The 16,271-nt window shown below is 38.3% G+C and carries 27 protein-coding genes; 9 read left to right on the top strand and 18 right to left on the bottom strand.

Features of this window, described 5'->3' with window-relative positions; all coding sequences use genetic code 11:
• Positions 1 to 65: 65 nt before the first annotated feature.
• From GJU32_RS05325 to GJU32_RS05315, 3 genes are all read right to left on the bottom strand, one after another.
• A complete protein-coding gene (locus GJU32_RS05325; RefSeq protein WP_155590907.1) occupies positions 66 to 485 on the bottom strand; it encodes a hypothetical protein in 420 nt (139 codons plus the stop codon).
• 107 nt (positions 486 to 592) lie between these two features.
• A complete protein-coding gene (locus tag GJU32_RS05320; RefSeq protein WP_155590906.1) occupies positions 593 to 901 on the bottom strand; it encodes a hypothetical protein in 309 nt (102 codons plus the stop codon).
• A gap of 728 nt (positions 902 to 1,629) precedes the next feature.
• On the bottom strand, positions 1,630 to 1,914 hold the full coding sequence (locus GJU32_RS05315; RefSeq protein WP_155590905.1) for a DUF5316 domain-containing protein: 285 nt from the start codon (positions 1,912 to 1,914) through the stop codon (positions 1,630 to 1,632).
• 119 nt (positions 1,915 to 2,033) lie between these two features.
• Between GJU32_RS05315 and GJU32_RS05310 the strand changes: the two genes are divergently transcribed.
• The 4 genes from GJU32_RS05310 to csaA all read left to right on the top strand — a co-directional run bounded on the left by GJU32_RS05310 (position 2,034) and on the right by csaA (position 3,558).
• Positions 2,034 to 2,519, top strand: coding sequence for an NUDIX hydrolase (locus GJU32_RS05310; protein ID WP_155590904.1), 486 nt, complete (start codon positions 2,034 to 2,036; stop codon positions 2,517 to 2,519).
• 14 nt (positions 2,520 to 2,533) lie between these two features.
• The gene (locus GJU32_RS05305; RefSeq protein WP_230874945.1) at positions 2,534 to 2,878 is read left to right on the top strand and encodes a DUF7668 domain-containing protein; all 345 of its coding nucleotides are present in this window, start codon (positions 2,534 to 2,536) and stop codon (positions 2,876 to 2,878) included.
• Between the two features lie 77 nt (positions 2,879 to 2,955).
• The gene (locus GJU32_RS05300; RefSeq protein WP_155590903.1) at positions 2,956 to 3,132 is read left to right on the top strand and encodes an asparagine synthase; all 177 of its coding nucleotides are present in this window, start codon (positions 2,956 to 2,958) and stop codon (positions 3,130 to 3,132) included.
• 93 nt (positions 3,133 to 3,225) lie between these two features.
• Positions 3,226 to 3,558 (top strand): chaperone CsaA, encoded by a 333-nt coding sequence (gene csaA / locus GJU32_RS05295; protein WP_155590902.1) that lies wholly within the window; start codon positions 3,226 to 3,228, stop codon positions 3,556 to 3,558.
• Positions 3,559 to 3,580: 22 nt separating this feature from the next.
• Here the strand turns inward: csaA and GJU32_RS05290 are convergent, their stop codons facing one another.
• Positions 3,581 to 4,465, bottom strand: coding sequence for an AraC family transcriptional regulator (locus tag GJU32_RS05290; protein WP_155590901.1), 885 nt, complete (start codon positions 4,463 to 4,465; stop codon positions 3,581 to 3,583).
• Between the two features lie 393 nt (positions 4,466 to 4,858).
• Here GJU32_RS05290 and GJU32_RS23075 point away from each other — a divergent pair, with 393 nt between their 5' ends.
• On the top strand, positions 4,859 to 5,134 hold the full coding sequence (locus tag GJU32_RS23075) for a hypothetical protein (RefSeq protein WP_196426602.1): 276 nt from the start codon (positions 4,859 to 4,861) through the stop codon (positions 5,132 to 5,134).
• A 155-nt stretch (positions 5,135 to 5,289) separates the two neighbouring features.
• Here GJU32_RS23075 and GJU32_RS05285 read toward each other — a convergent pair whose 3' ends face one another.
• From GJU32_RS05285 to GJU32_RS05275, 3 genes are all read right to left on the bottom strand, one after another.
• Positions 5,290 to 5,847: an isochorismatase family protein gene (locus GJU32_RS05285; protein ID WP_155590900.1), complete on the bottom strand. Its 558-nt coding sequence runs from the start codon at positions 5,845 to 5,847 to the stop codon at positions 5,290 to 5,292.
• Between the two features lie 64 nt (positions 5,848 to 5,911).
• Positions 5,912 to 6,550: an O-methyltransferase gene (locus tag GJU32_RS05280; RefSeq protein WP_155590899.1), complete on the bottom strand. Its 639-nt coding sequence runs from the start codon at positions 6,548 to 6,550 to the stop codon at positions 5,912 to 5,914.
• Positions 6,534 to 6,878 carry a hypothetical protein gene (locus tag GJU32_RS05275; RefSeq protein WP_230874944.1) on the bottom strand — a complete coding sequence of 115 codons (345 nt, stop codon included), beginning with the start codon at positions 6,876 to 6,878 and terminating at the stop codon, positions 6,534 to 6,536. Before GJU32_RS05275 ends, GJU32_RS05280 begins: the two co-directional genes overlap by 17 nt.
• A gap of 150 nt (positions 6,879 to 7,028) precedes the next feature.
• Between GJU32_RS05275 and GJU32_RS05270 the strand changes: the two genes are divergently transcribed.
• A complete protein-coding gene (locus tag GJU32_RS05270; protein WP_155590898.1) occupies positions 7,029 to 7,229 on the top strand; it encodes a hypothetical protein in 201 nt (66 codons plus the stop codon).
• A gap of 192 nt (positions 7,230 to 7,421) precedes the next feature.
• Here the strand turns inward: GJU32_RS05270 and GJU32_RS23070 are convergent, their stop codons facing one another.
• The 4 genes from GJU32_RS23070 to GJU32_RS05260 form a co-directional block, all read right to left on the bottom strand.
• Complete coding sequence (locus GJU32_RS23070; RefSeq protein WP_196426600.1) at positions 7,422 to 7,577, bottom strand: hypothetical protein; 156 nt, start codon at positions 7,575 to 7,577, stop codon at positions 7,422 to 7,424.
• Positions 7,578 to 7,745: 168 nt separating this feature from the next.
• Complete coding sequence (locus GJU32_RS23065) at positions 7,746 to 7,919, bottom strand: hypothetical protein (RefSeq protein WP_196426599.1); 174 nt, start codon at positions 7,917 to 7,919, stop codon at positions 7,746 to 7,748.
• A 16-nt stretch (positions 7,920 to 7,935) separates the two neighbouring features.
• Positions 7,936 to 8,556 (bottom strand): NAD(P)-dependent oxidoreductase, encoded by a 621-nt coding sequence (locus tag GJU32_RS05265; protein WP_155590897.1) that lies wholly within the window; start codon positions 8,554 to 8,556, stop codon positions 7,936 to 7,938.
• Between the two features lie 88 nt (positions 8,557 to 8,644).
• Positions 8,645 to 9,031, bottom strand: a complete 387-nt coding sequence (locus GJU32_RS05260) for a hypothetical protein (protein WP_155590896.1) — start codon at positions 9,029 to 9,031, stop codon at positions 8,645 to 8,647.
• A 239-nt stretch (positions 9,032 to 9,270) separates the two neighbouring features.
• Here GJU32_RS05260 and GJU32_RS05255 point away from each other — a divergent pair, with 239 nt between their 5' ends.
• Positions 9,271 to 9,879, top strand: coding sequence for a hypothetical protein (locus tag GJU32_RS05255; protein WP_155590895.1), 609 nt, complete (start codon positions 9,271 to 9,273; stop codon positions 9,877 to 9,879).
• A gap of 114 nt (positions 9,880 to 9,993) precedes the next feature.
• Here the strand turns inward: GJU32_RS05255 and GJU32_RS05250 are convergent, their stop codons facing one another.
• On the bottom strand, positions 9,994 to 10,353 hold the full coding sequence (locus GJU32_RS05250; protein ID WP_230874943.1) for a hypothetical protein: 360 nt from the start codon (positions 10,351 to 10,353) through the stop codon (positions 9,994 to 9,996).
• 327 nt (positions 10,354 to 10,680) lie between these two features.
• Positions 10,681 to 10,881, bottom strand: a complete 201-nt coding sequence (locus GJU32_RS05245) for a hypothetical protein (protein WP_155590894.1) — start codon at positions 10,879 to 10,881, stop codon at positions 10,681 to 10,683.
• Positions 10,882 to 10,957: 76 nt separating this feature from the next.
• On the opposite strand from GJU32_RS05245, the gene GJU32_RS05240 reads away from it, so the two are divergent.
• Positions 10,958 to 11,254, top strand: coding sequence for a transposase (locus tag GJU32_RS05240; RefSeq protein ID WP_155590893.1), 297 nt, complete (start codon positions 10,958 to 10,960; stop codon positions 11,252 to 11,254).
• Between the two features lie 2 nt (positions 11,255 to 11,256).
• Here GJU32_RS05240 and GJU32_RS05235 read toward each other — a convergent pair whose 3' ends face one another.
• From GJU32_RS05235 to GJU32_RS05225, 3 genes are read right to left on the bottom strand one after another with little or no spacing between them, the layout of a single operon-like run.
• Positions 11,257 to 11,940, bottom strand: coding sequence for a DUF1963 domain-containing protein (locus GJU32_RS05235; protein ID WP_155590892.1), 684 nt, complete (start codon positions 11,938 to 11,940; stop codon positions 11,257 to 11,259).
• Positions 11,930 to 12,505: a DNA-3-methyladenine glycosylase I gene (locus GJU32_RS05230; RefSeq protein WP_155590891.1), complete on the bottom strand. Its 576-nt coding sequence runs from the start codon at positions 12,503 to 12,505 to the stop codon at positions 11,930 to 11,932. Before GJU32_RS05230 ends, GJU32_RS05235 begins: the two co-directional genes overlap by 11 nt.
• A 28-nt stretch (positions 12,506 to 12,533) precedes the next feature.
• Positions 12,534 to 13,130: a class I SAM-dependent methyltransferase gene (locus tag GJU32_RS05225; RefSeq protein ID WP_155590890.1), complete on the bottom strand. Its 597-nt coding sequence runs from the start codon at positions 13,128 to 13,130 to the stop codon at positions 12,534 to 12,536.
• Positions 13,131 to 13,297: 167 nt separating this feature from the next.
• Between GJU32_RS05225 and aac(6') the strand changes: the two genes are divergently transcribed.
• Positions 13,298 to 13,732 carry an aminoglycoside 6'-N-acetyltransferase gene (gene aac(6'), locus GJU32_RS05220; protein WP_155590889.1) on the top strand — a complete coding sequence of 145 codons (435 nt, stop codon included), beginning with the start codon at positions 13,298 to 13,300 and terminating at the stop codon, positions 13,730 to 13,732.
• A gap of 62 nt (positions 13,733 to 13,794) precedes the next feature.
• Here aac(6') and GJU32_RS05215 read toward each other — a convergent pair whose 3' ends face one another.
• Both GJU32_RS05215 and GJU32_RS05210 read right to left on the bottom strand, forming a co-directional pair.
• Positions 13,795 to 13,986 carry a hypothetical protein gene (locus GJU32_RS05215; RefSeq protein ID WP_155590888.1) on the bottom strand — a complete coding sequence of 64 codons (192 nt, stop codon included), beginning with the start codon at positions 13,984 to 13,986 and terminating at the stop codon, positions 13,795 to 13,797.
• A 457-nt stretch (positions 13,987 to 14,443) separates the two neighbouring features.
• Positions 14,444 to 16,003, bottom strand: coding sequence for a right-handed parallel beta-helix repeat-containing protein (locus GJU32_RS05210; protein WP_155590887.1), 1,560 nt, complete (start codon positions 16,001 to 16,003; stop codon positions 14,444 to 14,446).
• Positions 16,004 to 16,271 lie beyond the last annotated feature (268 nt).

The raw sequence follows: 16,271 nt of genomic DNA, 5'->3' as shown, positions 1-16,271 counted from the left end.
TATATAAAGATTATTTTGAAAAAAGGGACAAAAAAAAGACATGCCACAACAGCATGCCCGGAATTTTATTGGTAAAGCTCTTTATAAACGATTACTTTTAAAGCAGCAATCTCCTCATCCGACAATTTTCCTTCAACCATTTGTAGAGCTTCTTCTTGCGTCATTGATCCGTCTTGCAATTTAACACGCATATCATTCAAATCTGTGATACCCACTTTTTGAATTAATACTTTCGTTGCCTCTTCTTTCGTAGTAAACGGCAATGTACTGCTATCGACCGTTTTTGCCTCTTCCATAAAGGCTTTTAATTGTGGGTCATTTTCAATAGTGTTTTTTATTTCCTCCATTTGTCCACTGTTTTCTAATTCCGTGGATACTGTTTCTACGATTTTTTCAGATGCAAATTTTGTGCCGAAATGTACCACACCGTACCCGATTACACCGAGGAAAATAATAAAAACAACTAGAAATTTAATCAATCTCAAATACGCTCACTCCTTTATACACGTTCATCATACTACATGAAGTAGGTAGTTGAGAAACAATTCTCCCTAGAAATTATGGAAAAAAACCCCATCATTGCAGATGAGGGTTACTTGACATATTTCAAATACTTACGCACAAATTCCACCACGTACAGAACTTCCTCTTCTGACATGCTTAATAGCTTGCAAACCCGTTGTAGCCTAGCAGGTGATGTGACTTGCTGGCGGACTTGATGGATATACATGTATTTGCATTTACGTGGGTTTACTTTGTCACGTATTTGCTTGTATCGAAGGTAGGCATAGCGAGCAAACGCATTGAGCATCTCCCGCTCCTGCTCATCACGTTCTTTCTTTCTGGCAGCTTCATCAATGATGTCCGTTTCAAATGTCCGTGTACCATCTGTTAATTGCATAGTACCACCTCTCTATTGCAAATGTACTCATTACTATTAAATGCTACAAAAAGCGCCACACCTAGGGTAGATGTGACACATTTTTTGATTAGTTATGTAACGATTATCAAGAGCGTTTTCTTCTTTGTATTTTTTGCTACAACATGCGGCGGATTGAATGGGTAAACTGATGGATAGAACTCTTTTTGTGACGGATAGAATTGTTTGGATGGATTGTTCTTCTATACTGGTGGATAGCATTCAAATTGTGGTGGATTGAACGCTTAAACTGACCGATAGAACTCTTTTTGTGACGGATAGAATTGTTTGGATGGATTGTTCTTCTACACTGGTGGATAGCATTCAAATTGTGGTGGATTGAACGCTTAAACTGATGGATAGAACTCCTATTGTGACGGATAGAATTGTTTAGTTGGATTGTTCTTTTACACTGGTGGATAGCATTCAAATTGTGGTGGATTGAACGCTTAAACTGATGGATAGAACTCTTTTTGTGACGGATAAAATTGTTTGGATGGATTGTTCTTCTATACTGGTGGATAGCATTCAAATTGTGGTGGATTGAACGCTTAAACTGACCGATAGAACTTTTGTTGTGACGGATAGAATTGTTTGGGTGGATTGTTCTTCTATACTGGTGGATAGCATTCAAATTGTGGTGGATTGAACGCTTAAACTGATGGATAGAACTTTTATTGTCACCGATAGAACGGGTCAGACGGATTATTTCACATATAATACGCAATGAAGGCCACAATAATATTCGGTAATGCTAGCAATAAAGCATTATTTGTCATACGATTGCGTTCGTTCCTATCTTCCTTCAATTCGGATGCTAAATTGGCACGCAATCTATCTCCGCTAACTGTTGCTCCCGACATTAGCATGGCGAAGATGATGAACATTCCTCCTAGCATTCCGGAAAGGAAATATGCTTTTTGCGTACCCCATAGTAGGATTGAAAAGATAACCCCTAGGATCGACAATATCGTTCCAATGCCTACATATTTCATTTCCACACACCCTTTCTCTAGTGCATCGATGATCACTCTTTTCGTTTCAACAATCCACAAATTGTCATATACAAAATTTTCCCTATTCTCTACAATAGCTATATGGGGAGGGAAAGTGGATGGTGCATTATTTTGTTAATTGGAGCGGACATCATGTAAAACTGACATGGCGTCCACAACACACCGTGCAAGATTTAAGCAACGTAACAAGTGTACACGGTATTTGCTTTCATCAAGGTCGTGTTTTATTAGTCCATGTAAAGAATCGTGGCTTTAATTTTCCAGGTGGCCATGTAGAACATGGTGAAACGCCTGAAGTAACCCTTCATCGTGAGGTTTTGGAAGAGGGTTATGTGAAAGGTCATAGTCAATATATTGGTTCAATTGAAGTTAGTCACGAAGAAAACCCTCTATTTATTGAAGGGGGCAAATACCCTATGATTGGCTATCAGCTATTTTATAAAATGGCGGTACAAGAGTGTCTACCGTTTTTACGAGAGCATGAAACAATTGCTCGTATATGGGTGGAACCAGAAGAAATTCCTTATGTAATTAATGATCATGAATTGGCACAAGTTATTTTGCAGGAGGCATTGACTAGTTAAAATGGAGGGAAACGATGGTGCTTATTGAAGACCAATTAATTGCGCTAACAAAAAATACGCTGGATGATTTAGTACATAGACGATATGAAAAGCTTCAGCAGGCGCATCTATTAACGGATGAGACTGCCGCATTTTTGCAAGAGGTTTTCGACTTGCAAGGAACATTAACATGGCCTCTCGATGAAGCATTAATGGCTATTGATGTTTATGAAGTCTACGATCACAGTTACTATATAACAGAAATACGCTATTTATGGTTCGATGATGAAGAAAGTGCCGTTGTTCTTTTTTGTAAGGCAAGCACAAATGAAGATAAATCAAAAGTTACTGCATTTATGATCGATTCGGTTGATGCATAGTATAGTATGATCGCGAAACGTTCATAGTAAGTATGGTGTGAATTACACACCAAATCATACGACGGAGGGATCAATTTATGAATAGTATTCGTGAAGGTTTAATCCCAACTATACTAGGGTCGGCTGTCACTGCAGCAGGATATGCAATGAAGCAAAAACATGGTTCTAACAAAATGGTGGCCAATACCATCTTTGGCTTTGGCTTAGCACATATTGTGTTAGGAGCGATTGACCTTGTAGAACATCGTCGTTAACGAGAGAAGGGCACAGCAAGTGCTCTTCTTTTTTTGAATTATTTTCTATCAGATGATAAAATTGTAATAATTGATGGATAAAGGAGTCTTTTTATGGCTACAATAGAAGATTTTACAGCACTTGATATACGGATTGGCACGGTATTAGAGGCAGATGAACTTCCTAAGGCACGTGTTCCTGCTATTAAATTGAAAATTGATTTTGGTGAGGAGCTTGGCATCAAACAGTCTTCTGCACAAATTACCAAGCGCTATACACCAGAAGGAATGATTGGTAAGCAAGTAGTGGCTATTGTTAATTTCCCACCACGACGTGTCGCTGGTTTTAAGTCAGAGGTGTTAGTGATTGGTGGCGTACCAGTTGAGGGCGATGTTATCCTGTTAACGTCTGATCAACAGGTACCAAATGGAACAAAGATTAGTTAACTTATAGGGAAAGCCCCTCGCTTTAAGCTAGAGGCTCCTTCTTGTAAATCGGTATCCATATTTCACTTGTAAAGGTTGGCGAAGAGAAATCGGTGCTTGTATGACGGACGATTTCTGGGCCCTCTACTTGCTCATAGCCAGATGAGGGGAACCATTCTGCATAGATGCGCCCCCACGTTTCCTGAAGTGTTTGTGGAAATGGCCCGACCGCTTCAAATACTGCCCACGTACATGCGGGCACATTCAACTGTGAAAAGTTATGTGTGGCTGTTTCTGTTGTTGCCACACCAATGTAATGGTCGAGTTCTCCCTTTTCCTCCATTCTACCCTCTGAAAAGTTTGTGGAAGCTTGAATCATGCCCATTGGTTCTATAGTGGACAGTTTTTTGAGTTGCGCAATATCCTCCATTGTTAAAGCGCGTGCCATCTCCGTAATTGCTTGATTTTCTCCTTGAAAAACGATTGGTACTCTTTTCATGAGACCAATGATGTGAAATGCTTCTTTTTGCTCAAGTCTGTAATTCATTTCACAACCTCCTTTGATTGTTAGTTGGAAGGTCATTCGGGGGAAAGCTATTAAATTTTGACCACTTTGTCTTGCCTCTGATGGTGTGATCCCATGCATTTGCTGAAAAGCTCTTGTAAAAGCGTCTGCTGAACGATAGCCAAAATGAATCGCAATATCGAGGATTCTCATAGAGGAGTTCGACAGTTCCAGAGCTGCAAGTGTCAAACGCCTACGACGAATATACTCGGACAACGAGAATCCTGCTAGAAAGGAAAACATTCGTTTAAAATGATATTCTGAGCAATAGGCTATTTTCGCCACTTCCTTTAAGTCAATATCATTTGTTAGGTTTGCCTCAATATAAGCAATAGCCTCATTCATTCTTGTTAATGACTCCACATCCATAACCTCCCTTATCACCACAATAACAGGAATAGAAGTACCTCATCCGACAATTCGTGCACCATTTTGTCGCCTTTTTAAAAAATAATCTATCGAACAGGCAAATAACTATCTTTCGAAGCTACTTTCTCATACATATAATAGTGTAAAGCTAATTTTAGCCTTACACCTCCTGACTTGATACTTAGGGTCACTGCTCGCACAGTGGCCCTATGAAGATGATTGACTGTTGTGTCCAACAGTAGTTTTCGTTACAATATTTGTAAATGCAAATTAACAAGACGCATCCTTAGAGCTGGGGGTATCATCATAGAAATTAAATACCAATGGTACAAGTATATAAAATACATAGCCATACTAGTATTCATTTCAAAATTCCACACCACCGATATGTCCGATGTGCAACCTCTTTTAATTCTTGAATATGCTCTCCTGTTCGGCTTGAGCTTTTTACTCATTATTCTACAGGATTTTTTCACGATTAGTCAGAGAACAAATCTCCTGCTGCGTATCCTCATGCTGGTTGTTTTACTTGTATTATTCATAACAGCGATTGTCTATCAAGCTGTCATGTCTATTATTTTTTCAATCATACTACTAGGCGCGTCAGGTTTCGCACTTTATTTACACGTAAAGGATGACAGAAAAATAACAGGAAAACAATAGTAAGCGACTACTTTTGATCATCAGTTGGGGCAATGGTTTGTAATAGCTCTATGTATGAGGGGCGTAAGCGACACAGGGGCGACGTGTACGGTGTATTCTCAATCATTTATTGATGTAAAAATGACCAAGAACCTATATTCTTGGTCATTTTTTTGTTAGCGATAACGATTATGTGAAGGTTCAAATAATGCTTCATCGGCGTTTCGCACTAGTGAGAAATGATCCACATTGTAATGGCCATGCAGAATGTCATTATGATGCGTAACGATATCTTCTGGTGATAAGGAACGGGAGCCGTTTGTTGAATGACCATCTGCCACCAATGTGACATCAAAGCCATTGACAGTAGCTGTTCTTACTGCCGTATCCACACAATGCTCGGTTTTGCAGCCCATCATAACCAAATGTTGAACTTCATTGGCCTGTAAATAGTCAAGTAAACCTGTTTGGTAAAAAGCATTTGTAGCAAGTTTATCAAAATAGACAGCTGACGTCGGAACATGAATCGTTTTATGTACCTGGAAGCCTTCTCCTTCGCCACCTGCTACATCTTTATCACGTACAAAAATAATATGAACTTTGGCCTCAATTGCCTTACTAATGACGGCATTGATTGTCTCAAGCAACTCATCTTTCCTATATACTGCCTGTTCATCCTCATTACCCTCTATTAATTCTTGCTGTGCATCAATCACGACTAGTGCTTGCTTCAAAAGCATCTCTCCCTTATTGTTTTCTATGAATATGTTACCATAAATAGTAAACTACTTACATTCACTATTTTTTGACCCTCGAAACGGTCATGCCATCCCCTATTGGTAGAAGCACAGATTCTAGCTGTGGATGATTGGCTACCAGCACATTAAATTTTTTCATAATGGCCGTGTAACGCTTTGGTGCAGCTTCAGGATCTGCTACACTGCCCGCTGCAAGGACATTATCAGTCACAATTAATGCCCCCGGATTTGCTAGCTTGATGCAATAAGCTAAATAATTTTCGTAATTATCCTTATCTGCATCAATAAAGAAAAAATCAAAACGTCGTCCATCTACTACAAGCTTTTCAAGACTTTGAAGTGCAGGGCCAGTCAAATAAGTCACTTGCTCAGCAAAGCCTGCCTTGGCAAGATTTTCAGCTGCAAGCTTTGCATATTTTTCCTCTAACTCTAGTGAGGTCAATGCGCCCTCCCCTTCGATACCTCTCGCCAAACATATGCCACTATAACCACCTAGTGCACCGATTTCCAAAATATCCTTAGCCCCTGTAATTGACACGAGCATCGTTAACAGTTTCCCTGAGGATGGTGACACTGAAATTGCTGGCATTCCGTTTTCCGCAATTGAGGAGATAACGTTCTCTAAAATGGCATCGTGCTTATAGAATACCGTATCAATGTAATTATTCATTTGTTTCATGTACGTTATTTCCCTCCTCCTCTTGTGAACTGTCAGGTGTTTCCGCTGTTTCATTTTCATGAATATCAAACAACTGGCTAAATTCTTGGATGACCATATCGATGGCCTTTAATTCCCCTACTAAAATTTGCTGAATGGATTGAAACTCTGGTTGTTCTAATTGCTGTTTAATCGTTGCACGCTTGACATGCAGCATCTCTAAAAAGGATAATGCTTTGCCTCTTCGGAACGTTTTCGCTCCTCGCTGTGCTGCCCCATCCATGCCTCTGTGACGCCCTCCACGGTGATGCCCTTCTCTCATATGTTCTCTAAATCCTGAATCTCTCATCAAAAAGCCCTCCTTTTGTATACAAACGTATACATTAATTTAAAATTCATTGTATACAACCGTATACAAAATGTCAATTAAACATAATGCTTTAATGGTCAAACATATGCTAGAGAATGGGAATGACTTAGTGAAATGGAGGTAAGATTATTGAAAAGGGTTATAAAATATGTTTTGGCAATCGGGACTTTATTGATACTGTCGGGCATATTTTTAATAGGTGCGCAATCCCACTATAATCAAAAGGAAATTAAGATTGCTAGCAAGCAATGTCTTGAAAATGGAGGACAGCCAAAAATCATACGAGATTATTTAGCTTTAAATTACTCTTTTTCATGTCAAAAGGATTGAGGTTGTACATAATGGATTTGGGCACTGATAGGAACCCAAGTAATTTTATTCTATCTTTCGGGCAAATGGCTAGCTTACAAAACTACCTCCACATAGTATAGTAGTGTGAAGCAAACCTAGCCTTTCCCAAACTCTCCTGTTTTGAGGTCACTTTCCCTTGGAAGGTGGCCTTTTCGCCATGAAAAAAAGACGTCATGTAGACGCCTTTAATGTTTGATCGATATCCTCAATCAACCTATCCACTTGTTCTTTTGTTATCTTTATGACATATAATTCTGTCGTTTCGATTCCCTCATGGTTTATTAGGTGTTTAGGATATTGATAGTTATTTGATATCTCCTTGTCCATACAATCACCTCTTCAATGATATATTCGACATAAAGTATAGCAAACCTTCTATAAAAAGGAAAATATACATATATTTTTTCACCCTTTATGTTATATGTATGGACTATTGATATCAAAACAGACCAATTCCATAAGTCCATTTAGACTATCCTTCCATAAAAACGGCTATTACTTACCAAATTTAGCAATTTTTTTGAGATAGAACGTACCAACGAAAACAATGATACCCCCATATACTTTCAGCATCACATTTCTAACAGGTGCGTCAAAAATGGTTGTACTAATAAAGGCAATGCCTATGAGAATAATGACCATACCAACGATTGTATGTATAATTTTCATTTCCGCATCCCTTTTCCTAGTAGGCAATACCAACGCGCGTCTTCAAAAATTCCTCGCTCAAGATTTGTTGATAGGCAAAGTCCGCTGTATCTGCTACTGAAATTTGGGTGCCTCCCTCTGGCAAAAAGTTGCGTTCAACTCGATAGATCCCTGTATAGCCCCCATCAGGTAAATAGGTAGGACAAACAATGGTCCAATCCATGTCAGATTGCTGTAATTGTTCAAAAACGCGCTGATGCTCCTGTGCCGCAAAGGTAGATTTTTGTTTAGATTCCGTGGATTGATAACGAAGAATCGTTGGTGTAACACGACTTTGTAAGATACCTGCTGTCCCAATTGTAATGATTCTTTTCAAATTTTGCTGTGTCATGGCCTCTAAAATCAATGGTAAAGTAGCCGATAATGTATCGCCACCATCTGTATTTAACGCACTTACAACTACATCCACATTGCCCATAGCCCTCTCTACATCCTGCTTGTTGTATGCATTTCCTTGGATCACACACAGATGTTTGTGATGTAGCTGCAATTTATGTGGGTCCCGTACCAATGCTGTAATCGTATGTTGATCTTCTAATGCTCGTGCAACAATATAACTTCCCACTCGTCCTGTAGCACCTAAAACTAAGATTTTCATGAATCCTCACCTCTCCTCTCATTATAGCACGCCACATACTTCCTCTATATGTAAAAAAGACACATATAGAATGTGTCGCAAGTTTGGATTATTCAGCCCCCAGTAACTGGACATTAACGATAAATAAATGGATATTATTCTTTTTGGCCAGCTCGTCGATGATGGATTGTATCTCACTTTCTGTGCTTATATCAACTTCTTCTCCATCGTGTAATTGAATCGTGATAACTTGATGGTCTGGAGAATCAATTAAATAACCAATTGTACTATCTGGAGAGTAGCCAGCCTCTCGTATGGCTGTTAGTACCTTTTGTGTAAAATTAGTAGCCTGTAATTTTTCACCAAGCTCCTCTGCATATGGGGATGAATTATTGGAACTTGTGGCTACGGGTAGCGGCTGCTTTTCTTTCACTAGCAAGGAGACCACTATCACGAAGCATATTAACAGGAAAAAGATGTGAAGTATTGTCTTCATACATTCGCTCCATTTCATCTTAATTTTGCAGGCGGAAGTCTAGTAATCTTTTGCCCTGAAACCTGTTATTTTTATCATTATTATGTATGGCTATTTCTATATTTATTTTTCAAAAAATAATTTTAATTGGTTGCAGGGGGCAAATTACCAAGAAGTATTTTTGATTGCTTCATAGATTATAAGTGTAAAGGTTAGCGCTACCATTACTAAAATAAACTAACAAAAAGGGAGATTAAAAGATGCAAGATAGTAGATTTAGCAATTATATGAATTGGAATAAGAAGAAAGAAGAGTCCTGTGAACATTTTGTAAAATGCTATTGCCATTTAGAAAAGAAATGTGAGCACAAACCGGATCGATGCAAGTGCGATCATAAGTGGGAACATAAACATGATAAATGCAAGTGTGAGCATAAATGGGAACATAGATATGATAAATGCAAATGCGAGCGTAAATGGGAAGATAAGCATGATAAATGCAAGTGCGAGCATAAATGGGAAGATAAACATGATAAATGCAAGTGGGAACATAAGGAAGAAAAATGCCATTGCAAAAAAGAGGATAGATATTATGATGATGAAGACTACTATTATGAAGACGATAAATTTAAAAAACACAAAAAACACCACTGTAAAGGCTGTATCTGTCATCTCTTAAGATGTTTATCTACTGGCGCGTTTGTTGACGTAATTTTAGCAGGTGGCGGTAGTTTCGCAGGAGTTTATTTCATCAGCTTAGATTCTAAAACTTGCTGTGCAACGTTCTTTGAGGTAGATGATGCAGCAGCGTCACCACTCATCATTGATTGCCAACAAATTATTGCGATTAGAAGCGCTCATCCAGCTTAAATGTTCAAAATATCCTTATGACACCAATTCATATACTATAAATCTTAGCACTATTAGCTCATTTTATCTTCTGCCAGGTTAAGTCCATACCTGGCAGAATTACTATTTTTCTTGTTATTCACTAACAATCACTTTGACAATAGGCTCTAGTTTTCCTCTATTCACATCGCCAAGATAATCCACATCCACTACGACAGCTCGTGGCTCAAAACGGTGGATACATTCAATTAGATGTTTCGTGTTCAGTTTCTTCATACGTTGGAAGGGTTTACGACTATCAGACCTTTTACTATACTCCCTAAGCGGACAAGGTATCGTAAACGTTGATAAAATAAATGCTACATTTTGTAAAATACTTTCTACTCCCTTAGCATTACCATTAACATTACTTAAAGCCGTTACTTGATGTGTCATTCTATCAACCTTTCTACTACGTTCATACAACAGATCAATTACGCCAAGGCGTACTTGCATCCAGATTTTTTCGACCTTACTCGAAAAGCTCCTCTTCAAATCTGTGACATCCTCTGGAGGCAGAATCTTGATTCAGCTGACATTTGAACACCTACTGGAATAAAGAGAGATTGGCATTCATCTCCTTCGATAGAGGAAAGAGTCTTCTGAACCTGACCCTGCCGTCGGTACAAAAAACAGTGGCTGAATCAAAATCAGTTTGTTCTTTGGAAAAAGAGCACCTTTGTTATTTATGTTTGCTGCTCAATAATTATGAACGTTAGTTTTTATGTACCCTAAGTTATTTTTATTCAAACAAATACTTAGTTGATAGGTTGACATTCACGCCTAGCGCGTAATGGCAAAGTAAATGACATACAGCCAGCTAAAACAGCCATGGATGATTGCCCAAATGATGGAATGATGGACACTCCATGAAATGGTAATCGCTAAAACCGAACCAAAGCCAATGCCATTTTTCACGACTGTTTTATGCTCCACTTTTTTCACCTTCTTTGTTCTTTTCACTTCTCCATCTTGCCATCTCAACGCGCTCTCCTCCTATACGTCATCTATGTTTATGTAGCAGCGAGCAAGGACATCCTGAGAGAAAGGATGTGACTTGATGAAAATTTTCATGTTAGCTACCACCATCGTTATACCGAGCCTCATGGTTTATCTTCAGCACAAATGGTATACCTTCCGCCTTCTTTTTAATGTTTTAGGCGTAATAGCTGCCATTCTATTTAGCTGGATTGCCGCTACATCTATAACGCAAATTATTCTTGAGGAGGCGGTCTTTATGACAACGATTCATGCCGTTTTCTTAAACCCAATTTTTCTGATTACTGGAGCATATCTCGGCTTATTTCTTATCCACCGAATAATGGAGATTACGATTCATGAGAGACGCAAGCGCTAATCCTAATAGAAATCGCAATAGACGTGCCAAGTCTGTGTTGTTGGATTGTAGAAAAAATAAAAATTGCCATTATCAACAATGTTCAACTTAGCTTTTGCATCCGAAGCAATTTGGAAGACAAAGGGCGTATCTTCACCGAAATCAAAGCCACTTTGACAAAAAGTTGGGTAGCCACCCATTTTATGAAGCGGATAAAGGTCTTCTACGATATCATCAAAATAATCTAGCTCTTCTTCATGCTCCAATGACAAAATCTCTTCCTCAATTTCAGCGGGAATACCTCCCCCATCCCATAGTGGATAGTCATTGGTTATTAGTTTTGGAATAAGGGGAAAGGCACGTATTTGGTCATGCTGCCAGTCTCGCTTTACCAAACCTTCCAAATCTGAATAAGTTCTGATTTCAAAATAGGGACGAAGATCATCCTCCATTAGATGATCAAATAAATCCTCATTGACAAACAACGTCACTAATTGAAAAGATTGGAGTGCTGTAGGTACATATGGCAAATCTTTTAGAAATAATGTAGCAAGCGGCTGATAGCCAGTTGGTTGATGTTCCTCTGGTAAAGACCAGCCTACAGAGCCAATCCAGCTTTCCAATAAATCATGCGTTGGTCTAATGCCCCCCGTTTGAAAAATGGTTGCCTGCTTGGCTAACCGAGCCCGAATGTGTTCAATTGCCATACGCAGTCTCCTTCTGTCGACAGACGCAATCCGTTGTATGATCATTCACCATACCAACTGCCTGCATAAAGGAATAACAAATCGTACTACCAATAAATTTAAAGCCATCCTTCTTCAATTGTTTGCTCATACGATCACTAATTTCTGTCGTCACAGGTACATCTTTTATGGATGCCCACTCATTTATCAGTGGTTTATGGTCAACAAACCCCCAAATATAATCCGAAAATGAGCCATGTTTTTCCTTTATCTGTAGATAAGCTTTGGCATTTGTCACTACGCTTGCAATTTTCAACTTATTGCGCACGATACGTGAGTCTTGCTGTAATTCCTGTAACTTGTCCTCTGTATAAAGTATAATTTTTTCAACATCGAATTGATCGAATGCCTCACGGTAGCCTTCACGCTTTTGTAAAATAGTCCACCAGCTCAGTCCTGCCTGAGCCCCCTCTAAACAAAGCATCTCGAACAAATGCTGATCATCATAGACCGGCACTCCCCATTCCTTGTCATGGTACTCCACATACAAAGGCTCATTTAGCTTTACCCAATCACATCTTTTCATATCTAGACCCTCCAATTTTATGTATTCCTTACTTAATGGCTGTAATACATAGCCACCCTTTACTAGATTTTTCAGTTACATAGACTGTTTGAAAACCAGTATGTTCCAATAATTGTTTCATGGCAGCTGGTGTTTGATAGGCTTCCATATGGTAATTCATTTTGTATAATTCCGCTATAATAATAAATTTCCCGCCACTTTTCAGCACCCTATATACTTCCTCGACATTCTGTTCGAGTGAGGGCCAAAAATAATGCGTTTGAAAAGCTGTAATGGCATCAAAGAATTGTTTCTCATACGGAATGCTCGAAACACTCGCCTCTTTCACAATGACGCTCCCATTAGCGACATGTGCTTCATTCTTTTTAATCGATTCCTTCACTGCCTGCGCGGAAATATCTATCCCATAGATTATACCATTTGGATTCAATTTGGATAAAATTTGGAGTGTTTTTCCTCCTCCACAACCTATGTCTAACACACGATCTCCATCATTGATGGCCCCTTGCCTAATGAACCATACATTCATACCTCGATGTGCCATATTCATAATCCGTAGCATCCATGAGCCAATCCATCCATTTGGTCTTTTTGCTTGCTCAATTAACGTTTGTAATAGTGACAATTTTAGGTTCCTCCTCTTTAAGGCTAAAGTTAGAAGTGCTGAATTGAGAGTATTTGGTATAATAGCATAAGTGACAGTACAGCGATAATAGAAGCTCTTATATGTTTGTACGTGTATAAAATAATTTTGTTTCATTTTTTACCATATTTGAAATAAGGAGGATGGTTATGATACAACAAGCAAAGCAGCAGGATGCCCGAGTGGCAGCCACATTAGCATTACTACTTTGGCCCAATCATACAGTTGAGGAATTTTCTGAAGAAATTTCACAGATGCTAAGGGGTGAAAATGCAGCTATTTTCCTTGCCTATGACCATGACAAAGCGATTGGATTTGCCCAATGTCAATTGCGAACGGATTATGTAGAAGGTACCGACTCTAGCCCAGTTGGCTACTTAGAAGGGCTTTTTGTTATGGAAGATTATCGACAGCAAGGCTATGCAAGACAACTTGTGGAACGTTGTGAACAATGGGCAAAGCACAAAGGTTGCATAGAGTTTGCAAGTGACTGTGAATGGCACAATGAAGAAAGTATACAAGTGCATCTTCAACTCGGTTTTACGGAAGCCAATCGCATCGTTTGCTTCACAAAAAAATTATAATCGGCTTCTAAAAAAAAGCACAAGTGTTCTATACAAAACACTTGCGCTTTTTCGACATTTATTTAGTTTAGATATGTATTGTTGGAAATATTTCGTTCGCGCTCATCTAATAGTAAATGGATCATTAATGCGAGTTGTTGTTCAATTCGCATATTGTTCAGATGTAAGATATCAGCAATTACATTCTTTTGTTTTTCTGCTAATTCAATCTCCTCTAGCAGTAACATAATTTCTTCTTTTGTCAGCCCAAACATACTCATATCACCCCAATATCTCTCTAAATTTATTATTGTAAAATCATTACATACATTTCGCAATTAACGAATAATTATCCTATACCATGAACCATTTTTACTAATTATAGGATAAATCATCGGAAATAATCAATCAATTATCCATAAATATTTAATAATTTTTTTACATTCAATATTAATTTTATTATTTTATTTATAACTTATACAAGAAATAGTCTAGCTTTTCTAGGTGCATATTTCAAAATATTCCAGTAATTGCAGTTAAGACATCTATACTATTATAAAAATATTCATGCATTTTGTCGAATTATCATGTTTTTTTTATAAAACTAAAGAAAATCAACAGCCAAACCTATTCTTTTATCCACTTTTTATATAAATGAAACGTCCTTAATTGACTACATAAAAAAAGTAATTTCAAAATTGAAACTACTTATCTTATTTGTATAATCGGCTTTTATATTATTTTTTTAATATTATGTTTCGACATTTCTATTTTCTTTTCTTCATTCGTTTGCATGCCCTCAATATGGGTAACCTTTGATGTAGCATCCTTTTGCCATGTCGCTGTATGAACATGCCCTTGAACAAATAATTGACTGTTTTCTTGAAGCACGGCAGGAGCCTTTACTGCACTAATATCCGTATAACGCATCTCCATTAACGATTTATTGGAAAGGGCTAAAAATGGACGTGCTGCCTCTTCTACTGTACAATGCTCGATGCGCCCCATGGATTGATCTGACCAGATCATGGCATAAGAACTTTCTTGACCATCTTTAAAATAGCTGTTAGCCACTTCGAAAATAGCATCAATGCACGTAACGCCATTACCCTCCATTCGTTCAAACGTGCAATACTGTGTAAACAATCGGGCATTGTTAATGTATACATGATGGCTTTTCAGCTCTCGAATGTTTGTATGATGCATCATAATCTTGGCATGATCATTGCCGTAAATGCCTCCCGATTGTCCAAATTGAATGGTGGATTGATGAAGCTGAAGTCCACTTGCATCGACAATGATATGAAATTGCTGATGGTTTTGGATTTGACATTGAGTCATCGAAACATCTGCTTCATCGACAATCGAGATTCCTACAGCCATGCCGTTTCGGACGTGACATTTACGAAGTTCTACCTTGCTATTTTCTATCAAAACCTGATCCTTGACATGACGATAAAATTGGCAATCATATAATTTGGCCTCCGTTTTTTCTCCAAGGTAAAGTCCATGACCTTGCCCATCTGAAATAATAGAATCGGAAGCCATTATCTCACTTCGGTGTACAACCATGTTCGTGTCAAGATGATCCTTTATTTCACAGCCGTCCATCCTGAAAATCGTGCTGTCAAATAGTTGGATGCCTACCCCTTGCCCTTGATGAATCAGACAATTGGTCATGGCAATCTCACTAGCTGCCGCGATAATTTGTGCCTTGTCATGTCCATGTATCTCACAATCCTCTATAGCCATCTTCACATGACGAATCGCAAAAATACCATGTTTTTTCCCTTCTAGCAGTATACAATTCGTCAAGGTTAACTCACAGTTTTGGGCAATAATTTGAGCTTTCACATGATGCTCCAGCGTTGTGTCAACTAAAATAACGCTTGAACCATTCGTAACACGTAAACCAAAGTGATTAAGTGGTGTAGCAAGAACAGCACAATTTTTCATCAGCAAACTACCATAGCTCACCATGATCTGTGTACGTATCAATTGCTCCTCGATGATACAGTTTTCTAACTGTAAATCTCCCTTGACATAAATTCCTTGACCTTGTCTAAAACGTAAATTACGCATATCGACATGTGTTTGGTAGCGAATAAAAACGCCGCCTTTTATGGTCACATTGCCTACCCCATACAACGTCAATCGCTTGGAAATGTCCAAGCTTTCCTCATAAATGCCATCCCGAATTTCAATCATATCTCCTGGTGCTGCCTCTTCAATTGCCTGCCCTATACTTTGATAACGATGCATAATACTTCTCTTTACCACAAGTACTGCCATTTACACACTCCTCAGCCTAAAAAATAATCGTACCCTATTTATATACCGAACATGCTTGTGGTTATTCAATGTTGTGTAAAATTGCTGTATTATGCATGCGTTTGCGCTAAATGTATGAAATTATAATGAATGTGTATGATTTTAGGCAACAAAAAATGAACAGCGATTGTAGTCGCTGTTCATTTTTATTATGTAATTTCCATTTAGATATTCATATGGGAGCGAGCATTTACTCTTTTTAAAACATAGTTCCATTCTGTTTTTTAAC

It is taken from the genome of Lysinibacillus cavernae (assembly GCF_009724685.1).
Lineage (GTDB): Bacteria > Bacillota > Bacilli > Bacillales_A > Planococcaceae > Lysinibacillus > Lysinibacillus cavernae.
This window is presented reverse-complemented; position numbering and strand designations above follow the sequence as displayed.